Origin of the sequence: Mesorhizobium sp. B2-2-3 (assembly GCF_006442405.1) — a bacterium.
GTDB lineage: Bacteria > Pseudomonadota > Alphaproteobacteria > Rhizobiales > Rhizobiaceae > Mesorhizobium.
This window is the reverse complement of record NZ_VFWC01000002.1, coordinates 208,607-221,766: the sequence shown is the minus strand read 5'-3', so window position 1 is coordinate 221,766 and position 13,160 is coordinate 208,607. Positions and strand designations below refer to the sequence as shown.

14 protein-coding genes are annotated in these 13,160 nt (G+C 64.6%); 8 read left to right on the top strand and 6 right to left on the bottom strand.

The features are described from left to right. Positions 1–19 precede the first annotated feature (19 nt). The 6 genes from FJ951_RS04175 to FJ951_RS04150 all read left to right on the top strand — a co-directional run bounded on the left by FJ951_RS04175 (position 20) and on the right by FJ951_RS04150 (position 6,106). On the top strand, positions 20–331 hold the full coding sequence (locus FJ951_RS04175) for a sarcosine oxidase subunit delta (RefSeq protein ID WP_140496330.1): 312 nt from the start codon (positions 20–22) through the stop codon (positions 329–331). Next, on the top strand, positions 328–3,321 hold the full coding sequence (locus tag FJ951_RS04170) for a sarcosine oxidase subunit alpha (protein ID WP_140513716.1): 2,994 nt from the start codon (positions 328–330) through the stop codon (positions 3,319–3,321). Before FJ951_RS04175 ends, FJ951_RS04170 begins: the two co-directional genes overlap by 4 nt. Next, entirely contained in the window at positions 3,314–3,898 is a 585-nt protein-coding gene (locus FJ951_RS04165; RefSeq protein ID WP_140513715.1) for a sarcosine oxidase subunit gamma, read from the top strand. The genes FJ951_RS04170 and FJ951_RS04165 overlap by 8 nt, the downstream gene beginning before the upstream one ends. A 57-nt stretch (positions 3,899–3,955) precedes the next feature. Further along, the gene (locus FJ951_RS04160) at positions 3,956–4,177 is read left to right on the top strand and encodes a hypothetical protein (RefSeq protein ID WP_140496327.1); all 222 of its coding nucleotides are present in this window, start codon (positions 3,956–3,958) and stop codon (positions 4,175–4,177) included. 80 nt (positions 4,178–4,257) lie between these two features. Then, positions 4,258–5,043 carry a ThuA domain-containing protein gene (locus tag FJ951_RS04155; RefSeq protein ID WP_140513714.1) on the top strand — a complete coding sequence of 262 codons (786 nt, stop codon included), beginning with the start codon at positions 4,258–4,260 and terminating at the stop codon, positions 5,041–5,043. Between the two features lie 13 nt (positions 5,044–5,056). Further along, complete coding sequence (locus FJ951_RS04150; RefSeq protein WP_140513713.1) at positions 5,057–6,106, top strand: Gfo/Idh/MocA family oxidoreductase; 1,050 nt, start codon at positions 5,057–5,059, stop codon at positions 6,104–6,106. Positions 6,107–6,150: 44 nt separating this feature from the next. Here the strand turns inward: FJ951_RS04150 and FJ951_RS04145 are convergent, their stop codons facing one another. From FJ951_RS04145 to FJ951_RS04120, 6 genes are all read right to left on the bottom strand, one after another. Next, on the bottom strand, positions 6,151–6,399 hold the full coding sequence (locus FJ951_RS04145; protein ID WP_140496324.1) for a DUF680 domain-containing protein: 249 nt from the start codon (positions 6,397–6,399) through the stop codon (positions 6,151–6,153). 194 nt (positions 6,400–6,593) lie between these two features. Beyond that, positions 6,594–7,238, bottom strand: coding sequence for a TetR/AcrR family transcriptional regulator (locus FJ951_RS04140; protein ID WP_140496323.1), 645 nt, complete (start codon positions 7,236–7,238; stop codon positions 6,594–6,596). A 104-nt stretch (positions 7,239–7,342) separates the two neighbouring features. Next, entirely contained in the window at positions 7,343–8,119 is a 777-nt protein-coding gene (locus FJ951_RS04135) for an SDR family oxidoreductase (protein WP_140513712.1), read from the bottom strand. Between the two features lie 17 nt (positions 8,120–8,136). Then, the gene (locus FJ951_RS04130) at positions 8,137–9,168 is read right to left on the bottom strand and encodes a phosphotransferase family protein (RefSeq protein WP_140513711.1); all 1,032 of its coding nucleotides are present in this window, start codon (positions 9,166–9,168) and stop codon (positions 8,137–8,139) included. Then, complete coding sequence (locus FJ951_RS04125; RefSeq protein ID WP_263483366.1) at positions 9,165–9,665, bottom strand: MaoC family dehydratase; 501 nt, start codon at positions 9,663–9,665, stop codon at positions 9,165–9,167. The genes FJ951_RS04130 and FJ951_RS04125 overlap by 4 nt, the downstream gene beginning before the upstream one ends. 24 nt (positions 9,666–9,689) lie before the next feature. Further along, the gene (locus FJ951_RS04120; RefSeq protein WP_140513710.1) at positions 9,690–10,505 is read right to left on the bottom strand and encodes an SDR family oxidoreductase; all 816 of its coding nucleotides are present in this window, start codon (positions 10,503–10,505) and stop codon (positions 9,690–9,692) included. 120 nt (positions 10,506–10,625) lie between these two features. On the opposite strand from FJ951_RS04120, the gene FJ951_RS04115 reads away from it, so the two are divergent. Next, positions 10,626–11,864 (top strand): acyl-CoA dehydrogenase family protein, encoded by a 1,239-nt coding sequence (locus FJ951_RS04115; protein ID WP_140513709.1) that lies wholly within the window; start codon positions 10,626–10,628, stop codon positions 11,862–11,864. Positions 11,865–11,894: 30 nt separating this feature from the next. Next, a complete protein-coding gene (locus tag FJ951_RS04110; RefSeq protein ID WP_140513708.1) occupies positions 11,895–12,935 on the top strand; it encodes a zinc-binding dehydrogenase in 1,041 nt (346 codons plus the stop codon). Positions 12,936–13,160 lie beyond the last annotated feature (225 nt).

Genomic DNA, 13,160 nt, shown 5'->3' with positions numbered 1-13,160 from the left:
GAGCTGTAGGAACGAAAACATGCTTCTCATCCGCTGCCCCTATTGCGAGGAAGAGCGTCCGGAACTTGAGTTCCGCAACGCCGGCGAGGCGCATATCGCGCGCTCGGCCAACATGTCAGGCGAGAGCGACGAGGATTTCGAAAAATTCTTCTTCATCCGCTCGAATCCCAAAGGCATCATCTATGAGCGCTGGCGACACATGCATGGCTGTGCGCGCTTCTTCAACGCCGTGCGCGACACCGTCACCGACAAGTTCGTCATGACCTACAAGGCCGGCGAGCCGAAGCCTTCCAAGCTGCCCAAGAACTCCAGCGAAGTGGTTGCCAAATGAGCGGCGCGTTCCGCATACCGAGCGCCGGCCGCCTGAGCCAGGCCAAGACCGCCCGCTTCAGCTTCGACGGTCAGTCCTTCATCGGCATCGAAGGCGATACGCTGGCTTCGGCGCTGCTGGCCAACGGCGTGCACCTGGTCGGCCGCTCGTTCAAATATCACCGGCCGCGGGGCGTGCTGTCGGCCGGCGCGGAGGAGCCCAACGCGCTGGTGCAGATCGTGCGCGACGACGCGCGCAAAACGCCGAATGTTCGCGCGACCGTGCAGGAACTCTATGACGGACTCGCCGCCAACTCGCAGAACCGCTGGCCGTCGCTGTCCTTCGACGTCAGCGCGGTCAACGATCTGGCGTCGCCGCTGTTTTCGGCCGGCTTTTACTACAAGACCTTCATGTGGCCGAAGGCGGCCTGGAAGAGCCTCTACGAACCCAAGATCCGGGAAGCCGCCGGGCTTGGCGTGTCCCCCGACAGGCCGGACCCCGACCATTATTCGTCGCGTTACGCTCATTGCGACGTGCTGGTGCTGGGCGGCGGTGCGGCCGGCATCGCGGCTGCATTGGCAGCGGCTGAAACCGGCGTGCGGGTCATTCTGGCCGATGAGCAGGCCGAATTCGGCGGCAGCCTGCGCTTCGAGAGCGGCGCGAAAATCGACGGCCAGGGCGGCTTTGCCTGGGCGCAGGCGGCGATCGCCAGGCTGAAAGGCATGGACAATGTCCGCGTGCTGTCGCGCACGACTGCCTTCGGCTACTACGCACAGAACTTCGTCGGCCTGGTCGAGCGGGTCAGCGATCATTTGCAAAATCCCGGCCACGACCTGCCGCGCGAGCGGCTGTGGCAGGTGCGCGCCAGGCGCGTGGTGCTGGCGTCCGGGGCCATCGAGCGCCACATGGTGTTCGCCAACAACGACCGGCCGGGCATCATGCTGGCCTCGGCCGCGCGCACCTATCTCAATCACCATGGCGTCGCGGTCGGAAAAAACGTCGGCGTCTACACCGCCAATGATTCCGCTTACGCGGCGGCGATCGACCTGAAGAAGGCCGGCGTCAACATCGCGGCTATCGTCGATCTGCGCGACAATCCGACCGGGCCGGTGATCGATGAAGCAAGGACGCTCGGCATCGAGATCAATTTCGGTCGCGCGGTGATCCGCGCCGGCGGCAAGCTGCGCGTCTCGTCGATGACGGTGCAGCCGAAGAATGGTGGCGGCGAGCGCACCATTGCGGTCGATGCGATCCTGATGTCGGCCGGCTGGACGCCGTCGGTGCACCTGTTCTCGCAGTCGCGCGGCAAGGTCGCCTTCAACGACGAAACCAAGCGCTTCGTGCCCGGCACCTATGCGCAGGACTGCGTCTCTGTCGGCGCCTGCAACGGCACGGACGGCCTGTCGGCGACCCTCGACGAGGCCTATGCGGCAGGGGCCAAGGCGGCAAAGGACGCCGGCGCAAAGACTGCCAAGGGTACAAAGCCAAAAGTCGACGCCTCGGAAAGCTGGTCGCGTGGCATGCTGGGCGCCGCCCCCGGCGCCGGTCCGGATACGACGGTGAAGGCCTTCGTCGATTTCCAGAACGACGTCACCGCCAAGGACATCCGCCAGGCGGTGCATGAGGGCATGCGCTCGATCGAGCACGTCAAGCGCTTCACCACCAACGGCATGGCGACCGACCAGGGCAAGACCTCGAACATGCACGGCCTGGCGATTGCCGCCGAGACGCTTGGCAAGCCAATCCCCGAGGTGGGCCTCACTACGTTCCGCGCCCCTTATACGCCGGTGACCTTCGGCGCCATCGTCAGCCATGCGCGCGGTCCGCTGTTCGATCCGACGCGCAAGACGGCGATCCATCCCTGGGCTGAAGCCCAAGGCGCCGTGTTCGAGGATGTCGGGCAGTGGAAGCGCGCCTGGTATTTCCCCAGGGGTGGCGAGGACATGCATGCGGCGGTCGACCGCGAGTGCGTCGCGGTTCGAAACACGGCTGGCCTGTTCGACGCCTCGACGCTCGGCAAGATCGAGGTGGTCGGTCCCGATGCGGCCAAGTTCATGGAACTGCTCTACACCAATCCGTGGGAAAAGCTGGAGCCCGGCCGCTGCCGCTACGGCATCATGCTGCGCGAGGATGGCTTCATCTATGATGACGGCGTCGTCGGCAGGCTGGCGCCCGACCGTTTCCATGTGACGACGACGACGGGCGGCGCGCCGCGCGTCATGAACCATATGGAGGATTATCTCCAGACCGAGTTCCCGCATCTCAATGTCTGGCTGACCTCGATCACCGAGCAGTGGGCCGTCATCGCCGTGCAGGGGCCGAAGTCTCGCGACATCATCGCGCCGCTGGTCGAAGGCATCGACATGTCGGACGAGGCGCTGCCGCACATGTCGGTACGCGAGGGCAAGATCTGCGGCGTGCCGACAAGGCTGTTCCGCATGTCGTTCACCGGCGAGCGCGGCTTCGAGGTCAATGTGCCGGGCGATTACGGCCAGGCCGTCTGGGAAGCGCTGTGGGCCGAGGGCCAGAAGCATGGCGCCACCGCCTACGGCACCGAGGCGATGCACGTGCTGCGCGCCGAGAAGGGCTACATCATCGTCGGCCAGGACACCGACGGCACGGTGACGCCCAATGATGCCGGCCTCGACTGGGCCGTCGGCAAGAAGAAGGCCGATTTCGTCGGCATTCGCGGCCTGACGCGGCGGGACCTGGTCGCCAAGGGCCGCAAGCAACTGGTCGGCCTCAAGACCAAGGATCCCAAGGTGGTGCTGGAGGAAGGCGCGCAGATCGTGGAGGATCCCAGGCAGGCGATCCCGATGAAGATGATCGGCCATGTCACGTCGAGCTATTGGTCGCAGAATTGCGGCCGCTCGATCGCTCTGGCGCTGGTCGCCGGCGGTCGCGCACGCACGGGCGACACGCTCTACGTGCCGATGCCTGGCGGGACGATCGAAGTGGAGGTTTCCGGCGTGGTGTTCTTCGACGAAACGGGAGGCCGCCTCAATGGCTAAGACTGCCGCAAAGAAAGCCGCTCCGGCCGCATCGCCGGCGGCCGAGCGCCGTCCGGCGCTTGCTGGGCGTGCTATCTCCGCCGCCGGCGTCAAGGTAGAGGTGCTGCCGCCGGCCGAACGGATCTCGCTGCGCGCTCCGGAGGCGTCGCTTGCCGCCTTGTCGAAGGCGCTCGGCGTGACCATGCCGAAAAAGCCGAAGACGTCCGTGTCGAAAGGCGGGCGCACCGCGCTGTGGCTTGGGCCGGATGAATGGATGATCATCGACGAGGCCGGCAAAGACCCGCTCGCCGATTGTGCAAAGATTTCCGCCTTGCATTCCGCTGTCGGCATCTCGCATCGCAACGTTGCGATATCGGTCGCCGGTCCGGCCGCGGCCGCGGCAATCAATTCGGGCTGCCCGCAGGATCTGTCGCTCGAAGCCTTCCCGGTGGGTGCCGCCTCGCGTACCATTCTCGGCAAGGCCGAGATCGTTCTGCTGCGCACGGCGCAAGACGCTTTCCGGGTCGAGTGCTGGCGTTCCTTCTCGGATTATGTCTTTACTTTCCTCTCCGAGGGAGCACGCGACGCGGCGGCCTGATCCCGGAACGTTTGCCGCCCGCGCCCATTTGCGGCAACAGGTCGAGGGAGAATGCCGATGCCATCGAAGTCCACGCCGAAGTCGCCCGGGAAAAGCTCGGCCGTGCGCTCCCTGGAGCATGAGCGGCATCACGGCGCCGACGCCGAAGAGGAACTCGAGGAAGGCCTCGAGGATACGTTCCCGGCCAGCGATCCTGTGTCGATCACGGGGACGGCTATCCCCGGCGCCCCCGCAAGGCCGGGCAAAGCCAAGACCGTTCCCGGACGCAAACCGCGCTGATTTCCCCAGCTTCGGTTGAGGAGCCATCTTTCCAAGACGGCGCCAAGTGGGATATTCAAAGCGCTTTGGGAGATCGTAAAATGCCGGTAAAAGCCGTCGTCTGGGGCGAGAATGTCCATGAGCAGACCAATGCCGCCGTGCGCGGCCTTTATCCATTGGGCATGCATGGGACCATCGCAGCCGCGCTCAACCAGGATAAGGGCATCGAGGCGACCACCGCCACCTTGCAGGAGCCGGAGCACGGCTTGAGCGAAAGCCGGCTGGCTGCCACCGATGTCCTGCTCTGGTGGGGCCATGCCGCCCATGGCGAGGTCAAGGACGAGATCGTCGAGCGCGTGCAGAAACGGGTCTGGGAAGGCATGGGTCTGATCGTGCTCCATTCCGGACACTATTCGAAGATCTTCAAGCGGCTGATGGGCACGCCTTGTTCGCTGAAATGGCGCGAAGCGGGCGAGCGCGAGCGCGTCTGGGCCATCAACCGCAGCCATCCGATCGCGCAAGGCATCGGCGAGTGCCTGGAGATCGGCGAGACGGAGATGTATGGCGAGCCCTTCGCGGTGCCGGAGCCGCTGGAGACGGTGTTCGTCTCCTGGTACGAAGGCGGCGAAGTCTTCCGGTCGGGGCTGACCTATCAGCGCGGCGCCGGACGGATCTTCTATTTCTCGCCCGGCCACGAGACCTACCCGATCTACCACAATGAAGGCGTGCAGCAGGTGCTGCGCAACGCCGTGCATTGGGCGCACAATCCCGCACCCGCATGGTCCGGCATCATCAATGCGCCGAACGTGCCGACAGACCAGGCCAAGGAGAAGATCGTCCAGAAGGGCCTGCGCCTGCATGCCGACGGCGACAAGGGCCTGAGTTAGGCGTGAGTTGAAGATGCACCGCCTCCTTCTGCTCGGCACCGGTGGCATTGCCGGACATCACGTCGAGGAGTTCGCCAGGATTCCAGGATGCACAATCGTCGCCTGCGTCGACCAGGTGCCGGGCCGCGGTGCGATGTTCGCCGCCGCCAACAAGATCAGCCAGTCTTTCGAGAGCCTGGAAGCGGCGATCGGCTGGGGTGCGTTCGATGCGGCCATCAATGCGACGCCGGATGGCGTGCACAAGGCCACGACGCTGGCGCTGCTTGCCCAGGGGAAACACGTCTTTTGCGAAAAGCCGCTGGCGCCGAACCATGCCGACGCGCTTGCAATGACGGAAGCGGCCGAGGCGGCCGGGGTCGTCAACATGGTCAACCTGACCTACCGCAACTCGGCGGCGATCGAGGAAGCTCGACGCATGGTGCAGGCCGGCGAGATCGGCGCATTGCGCCATGTCGAGGCGAGCTACAAACAGAGCTGGCTGGTCAGCAAGTCATGGGGCGACTGGCGCATCGAGGACAAATGGCTGTGGCGCCTGTCCAACCGGCACGGCTCGACGGGCGTGCTCGGCGATGTCGGTATCCACATTCTGGATTTCGCAAGCTATGGCGCCGACCAGGACATCGCCACCCTGCACGCCGACCTGGTGACGTTTCCCAAGGCCGAAGGCGATCGGATCGGCGATTATGTGCTTGATGCCAACGACAGTGTCGCAATGACGGCGCGGTTCAAATGCGGGGCGCTCGCGACGATCGTCGCCAGCCGCTACATGACCGGCCACGCCAACGACCTGTCGCTGGCCATGCATGGCACCAAGGGCGCCATCAAGGTCAAAACAGACGGCAAGGTTTCGCGCCTGTCGGCCTGCCTGGGCGAGGACATCGACCAGCAACGTTGGCGGACACTGGCGCTGCCGGATGTGAAGCGCAACGCGCTGCGTTTCGCCGAAGCGCTCGATAGGGGAAGGAACGGCGATCCATCCTTCCGTCGCGCCGCCGACATGCAGAGGCTGATCGACGCGGCCTTCGAGAGTTCGTCGTCCAGACTGCCGGTCACGATCGCCTGAATCACATCTGGCCGGCTGCACCAGCCAGGCGTGTGTTGCCGCTATCAGAACGCGCTCGGCACGATCCAGGGATTGATGCTGATGCCGAGGCGCGGGCCCTTGCCTTCAGCGGTGGTTTCCGTGACGCCCTTTTTCTCGAGCGAGCCGGTCGATGCGCAATCGAGCTTCACATTGGCCTTGGTGTCGACGCAGGTCGCGGCGGGCACGTGCTTGACCGGGTGGGTCGTGTTGGCGGCAAGGGCCGAGCCCGAAAGTGCCAGCACGGCGGCGAGGGTGAGGAGGGTCTTTTTCATTGTCCGTCTCCGGGTTCGATGGGTGAATTTGTTCTCGTACATGTACGGTATTCCGTACAAATACGCCCACTGATCGCGGAGTTCAAGCCAGAATCGTACGCGTACGGAAATTTTTGTTAACCAAGAAAATCCATCCCGCTTGGCACGTAAAACGCGGAGCGGCGATGAAGCGTGGAAACGCAAGGAGATATCGTTCAGCAGTTGACCGGTGTCTCGGTCAGCGGGGGCACGTTCTGCGTGCTGAGGGTGGCAAGGGTGAAATCGCACATCCGTTTCACGAAAGCCTGCGGATCACCGAAAGGGTAGAAGGGGAAGGTGATCAGCAGCGAGATGGTGCCGTGGCCGACCGCCCACAGCATGGTGGCGATGGCGCGCGGATCACCCTGCAACTTCCCCGCGGCGACGCAGGCCTCGACCCTGCTGATCAGCACCTTCATCGCCGGGTTGCTTTCTTCCATGTCCTCGTAGCTCCGGCCTGCCGGCAGCTTGGTCTTTTCGGTCATGAAGACGGTGCGGTATTCATTGGGATTGCCAAGTCCGAACGCGGCGTATTCCGTCATCACTGCTTGCAGCGCCTCGATCGGATCGTCGGAAGGATGCTCCTCGATGCGCCGGGCGAGCGTCTCGAACGCATCTTCGGCCAGCGCGAACAATATGTCCTGCTTGTCGGCGAAATAGGAATAGACCGACATCGGCGCGTAGCCGACGCGCTTGGCCAGCTTGCGGATGGTCAGGCCCTCATAGCCTTCCTCCTGCACGAGCTTGTGCGCGGCCTCCACAAGTTCGGAACGCTGTTCGGCCTTTTGTTTCTCGCGGCGTGTCTGGGCGCTCACCGGCAATATCGCCTGCCTCTGCTGGTTGGGGGCCAACTGAATTATATACGCTGTACGGAAACGGACAAGGGCCTCGCTGGTTCCCGTCGCAGGTTCCCAGGCGGCAGGCGTCAGATGGCGCCGACGCCGCCGTCGACGGCCAATGTGTGGCCGGTCATGAAGGAGTTGGCGGGGTCGGCGGCGAACAGGATCACCGTGGTGATCTCATCCACTTCGGCCACCCTCCTCATCGGCACGCCGCGCGTCAGTTCGGCCAAGGCGTCAGCTTCCGGAGCGCCGGAGACGCGCACGAAACCGTCCACCATCGCCGTTCTCGTGTGCGCCGGACAAACAGCGTTGATGCGCAGGCCCTTGCTGGCGTATTCAATTGCCGCCGACCGGGTCAGCCCAACCACGCCGTGCTTGGCGGCGGCATAGATCGAGAGCTTCGGCGCGCCACCCAGTCCTGCGGCGGAGGCGATGTTGACGATGGCGCCGCCCTTGCCGTCAGCCTTGAACTGCCGCTCCATCTGCTGGATCTGGTGTTTCATGGCATAGAAGACGCCGAGCAGATCGATTTCGATCACGCGGCGCGCCTCCTCCGAGGCGACCTGCGGCAAACGCACGAAACTCTGGACGATGCCGGCATTGTTGACCGCGACATCCAGCCGGCCGAATCTTTCGACCGCCAGAGCCACCAGCGCCTGCGACAGCGCCTCGTCGGCGATGTTTCCGGCCAGGACCGCCGTCTCGGCATCGAGCGTTTCGGCAAAGCTCCTCAAGGTTGGTTCATCGAGGTCGGAGAGGACCAGCCGCGCGCTCTCGGCGGCAAAAGCTTTGGCGGCGCCGCGGCCAAGCCCGCCCGCGGCACCCGTGATCAACACCGTTTTTCCGTCGAAGCGGCCCATCGATTATTTCTCGTCGATCAGTTTCGGTCGATCAGTTTCGCGGCGAGGTGCGAAAGCAGTTTCACCGCCTCGCCATAGGTCCTGGCCTTTTCCGGGTTCGAGGCATTGCCGTCCAGCGCGCGCTTGTAGACGCCCTGGCAGATCGCGGCCAGCCGGAAGAAGGAGAAGGCGAGGAAGAACGTCCAGTCGCCGATGCCGGTGAGCCCGCGCCGCCGGCAATAGGTGGCGACATAGTCCTCTTCCGAAGGCAGTCCGAGCGCGGCGCGGTCGATACCGCCCAGGCCGCGAAAGCCCGAGCTATGCGGCAGGCGCCATTGCATGCACTGGTAGGCGATATCGGCAAATGGATGGCCTGATGTGGACAGTTCCCAGTCGAGCACCGCCATCACCTTCGGCCGGTCCGGCGCGAATATCAGATTGTCCAGCCGATAGTCACCATGCACCAGCGAGACACGGCCGTCGTCGGCGGGCCTGTGCGTCTCCAGCCAGTCGATCAGCCGGTCCATGTCGGCAATGGCACCGGTCTCCGAGGCGCGGTACTGACTGGTCCAACGCGCCAGTTGGCGCTCGAAATAGTTGCCCGGCCGGCCGAAATCGCCGAGACCCACGGCCTCGATATCGACGCCGTGCAGGGCGGCGAGCGTGGCGTTCATGGCATCGTAGATGGCGGCGCGCTCGCCATTGTCGCGCGCTTCCGGCAGTGCCGGATTCCAGAAGATGCGGCCGTCGATGAAATCCATGATGTAGAACATGCGGCCGATCGGCGAGTTCTCGGCCGAGAGATGCAGCATCCGCGGCACCGGCACGGCGGTGCCCGAAAGGGCGCTCATCACCCTGAATTCACGGTCGACCTGGTGTGCCGATTTCAGCAACTGCCCCGGCGGCTTGGCGCGCAGCACGTAGCGGCCGCTGGCCGCCGTCAGCAGATAGGTCGGGTTGGATTGGCCGGATTTGAATTTTTCGACGGAGGAAAGTCCGGCAAAACCGGGGATCCGCGCCTCGAGATAGGGCGAAAGCGCTGCCTGGTCGAGCGCGTTCGGGTCGCTCATGCGGTCTCTGGCTGGCGTTCGATCAGGGTCAGCGTCAGCCAGCGGGCGGTGAGCGCCGGTTTCTTCGAGCCCTCGATCTCGATCGTCACGTCATGGGCCGTCTGCACCCAACCCGAGGGCCTGACCTTGACGTCAGCCAGCACGAAACGGGTGCGGATGCGCGCGCCGGTCTTCACCGGCGCCAGGAAGCGCAGCGAATCGAAGCCGTGGTTGACGCCCATCTTGCCGTTTTCCAGCGGCGGCATGGTCTCGAACGTCATTGCCGACAACAGCGACAGCGACAGGAAGCCATGCGCGATGGTGCCGCCGAATGGCGTCTCGCGCTTGGCCCGCTCCGGATCGCAATGAATGAACTGGTGGTCGTCGGTGGCGTCTGCGAACTGGTCGATCATGCGCTGCGTGACCACCCGCCATGGCGAGACGCCCACCTCCTTGCCGACGCTGGCCAAAAGCACATCGAGACTGATCGGTTCCACGCGGATGTCCTCCAGTTTCATCCCCGGCTTCCCCGGCCGGACATGTCATTCCTTGAACAGGGTCAGCCCATGCTGCACCGACTGTCCACCGTCAATCGGCAGGATGGCGCCGGTGACATAGCTGCCTGCACGGCTGCACAAATAGAGCGTTGCGCCGGCAATGTCATCCGGGGCGCCGATACGGCCGATCGGAACGTGGCTGCCGACATGCCTGGCCTGTTCCTCAGTGGCGGTGGCAAACGCCGTCATCCGGCTCTGGAAGGGCCCAGGGGCAAAGGCGTTGACGGTGATGCGGCGGCCGGCGAATTCCAGCGCCAGGGTGCGCGTCAGGTGATGAACGGCCGCTTTGGAGGCGGTGTAGGAGTAGGCGTCGTCGGCCAGCGGCTGCGTGCCCATCACGGAGCCCAGATTGATCACCCGGGCCGGATCCTCGTCGCTGGCGGCGGCTTCGAGCAGCGGCAGCAGTTCGCGGGTCAGGTGGAAGACGGCGGTGACGTTGACGCCGAACACCTTGGCCCAGGCATGATAGGGGAAGCTCTCCAGCGGCGCTCCCCAGGACACGCCGGCATTGTTGACCAGGATATGCAGCCGTTCGGCCCGCGTCTTGACCTCGCCGACCAAGGCGGCAATGCCGGCCTCGCTGGAAACGTCTCCGGCAAAGCCTTCCGCCCGGCCCGGCGCGCCAAACCCGTTCAATTCCTCGGCGACCTTGATGCAGTCCTCGCCCTTGCGCGAGGCGATCATCACCGTTGCGCCGGCCTTGACGAGGCCCGTCGCCGCCATGCGGCCGATGCCGGTCGCCGCGCCCGTGACCAGCGCGGTCTTGCCGGCCACCGAAAAAAGATCGTCGAGATAGCTCATCGAACTCCTGCGCCTTTCATCGGCGGATCGGGGAAAGCGTTCGCGTTGACAAGGCTATCCGAAGTACGGTCATCCTTGCCACTGACAAAATGCCCGGCCTGAATGAAGGGTTAGCGACCGATGACGGAGATGAATCTCGGCATGACGGAGCGGCTGAGGCCGATCCACGCGCGCGTCGCGGCCATGGTGCGCGACGAGATCATGCCGCTCGACAAGGAATTCCTCGGTGAAGTCGGCAAGGCGGGCGACCGCTGGACATACACGCGGCGCCAGACCGAGATCCTCGAAGGGCTGAAGACGACCGCAAGAGAGCGCGGCCTTTGGAATTTCTGGCTGACCGGCTCGGAACGCGGCTACGGTCTTTCCACCGTCGAATACGCCTATCTGGCCGAGGAGATGGGCAAGGCGCATCTCGGTGCCGAGACCTTCAACTGCTCGGCGCCCGACACCGGCAACATGGAGGTGCTGGAGCGCTACGGCTCGGCGGAGCACAAGAAGGCTTGGCTGGAGCCGCTTCTCGACGGAAAGATCCGCTCGGCCTATCTGATGACCGAGCCGGACGTAGCCTCGTCGGATGCCACCAACATTTCGATGCGCTGCGAACGGCGCGGCGACGGCTATGTGCTGAACGGCGAGAAATGGTGGGCCTCTGGTGCCGGCGATCCCCGCTGCGCCATCTATATCGTCATGGTGAAGACCTCCGATGGAGAGCCGAAGCACAGGCGGCATTCGATGATCCTCGTGCCGGCGGACACCAAGGGTGTCAACAAGCTGCGCCCGATGCAGGTCTATGGCGACGACGACGCGCCGCACGGCCACATGCATCTTCGCTTCGACAATGTGCTGGTGCCGGCGTCGAACCTGATCCTCGGCGAGGGCAGGGGTTTCGAGATCGCGCAAGGCCGCCTCGGCCCCGGCCGCATCCATCACTGCATGCGGGCCATCGGCCAGGCCGAGATGGCGCTGGAGCTGCTGTGCCAGCGTTCGGTCCGCCGGGAAGCGTTCGGCCAGCCATTGGCGAAACTCGGCGCCAATTTCGACATCATCGCCGAATGCCGCATGGAGATCGAGATGGCCCGCCTGCTCTGCCTCAAGGCGGCGTGGATGATCGACCAGGGCGACGCGCGCGCCGCCGCGCCCTGGATCAGCCAGATCAAGGTGGTCGCGCCACGCATGGCTCTGAAGGTCACCGACGAGGCGGTGCAGATGTTCGGCGCGCAAGGCATCAGCCAGGACACGCCGCTGGCGCGCTCGTGGACGCATCTCAGAACGCTGCGACTCGCCGATGGGCCGGATGCCGTGCATCGCCGCCAGGTGGCGCGGGCGGAGCTGAAGAAATACACGCAAGAGAAGGTCTGAGATGGCCCGGTCCGAGCGGGGAGACAGCCGATGAGCATCCCGTCCGAAATGAAGGCGCTGCTCCTGGTCGGCGACGGCTACACCAGGACGCCGAGCGGCAGCGCGCTGGAGGCGATGGAGCCCTATCTTGAGCCAGGCAGTATCGCAGTGCCGGCGCCTGGACCGACGCAAGTGCTGATCAAGGTCAGCCTTGCGTCGATCAATCCGTCCGATGTCGCCTTCATCAAGGGCCAATACGGCCAGCCGCGGGTCAAGGGCCGGCCGGCCGGCTTCGAGGGCGTCGGCGTGGTCGTTGCCGGCGGCGACGACGAGCCCTATCCCAAGAGCCTCGTCGGCAAGCGCGTTGCCTTCGCCACCGGGCTCTCCAATTGGGGCTCATGGGCCGACTATGCCGTTGCCGAAGCCGCCGCCTGCATTCCGCTCCTCGACACCGTGCGCGACGAGGATGGGGCTGCCATGATCGTCAATCCGCTTACCGCGCTCGCCATGTTCGACATCGTCAGCCGAGAAGGCGAAAGGGCCTTCATCATGACCGCCGGCGCCAGCCAGCTCTGCAAGCTGATCATCGGGCTGGCCAGTGAGGAAGGATTCCGGCCTATCGTCACCGTGCGCCGCGACGAGCAGATCGCGCTGCTGAAGGAAATCGGCGCCGCCCATGTGCTCAACGAGAAGTCGCCCGATTTCGAAGCCTCGCTGCGCGAGGTTATAAAGGCCGAACAGCCGCGCATCTTCCTCGACGCGGTGACCGGGCCACTGGCCTCGGCCATCTTCAACGCCATGCCGAAGCGCTCGCGCTGGATTATCTATGGACGCCTCGATCCCGAGGCCACGATCATCCGCGAACCCGGCCAGCTGATTTTCCAGCACAAGCACATAGAGGGCTTCTGGCTGAGCGAATGGATGCGGCAGCATAAGGATCGCCGCGGTCCTGCGATCCTCGAGGCGCAGAAGCGCTTTTCCGACGGGCGCTGGACGACCGACGTGACGGCTGTGGTGCCGCTGGCCGAGGCGATGGCGCGCGTGCCGGCGGAACTGGCCAGGCCCAATGGCAAGGTGTTCATTCGGCCGTAAGGCAGGGGTGTGCGGTTGAACTGCATTCCGGTCCATCCAGAGCACAGTTGCGATCACTTTCGAGGGCCGGAAAGACGGTGGTTTTTTGGCTGCGATCGTTCAATGTCATCGGCGGCCACGCCGTTCGATCCCCCTATGCCACCCCGCTTTGTCCGTGATATGCCGCCGCCAATGAACGCTGGAACAGTGCCGGACCGGGCCTGTTCCGGATTGGTGTGGGGTGCT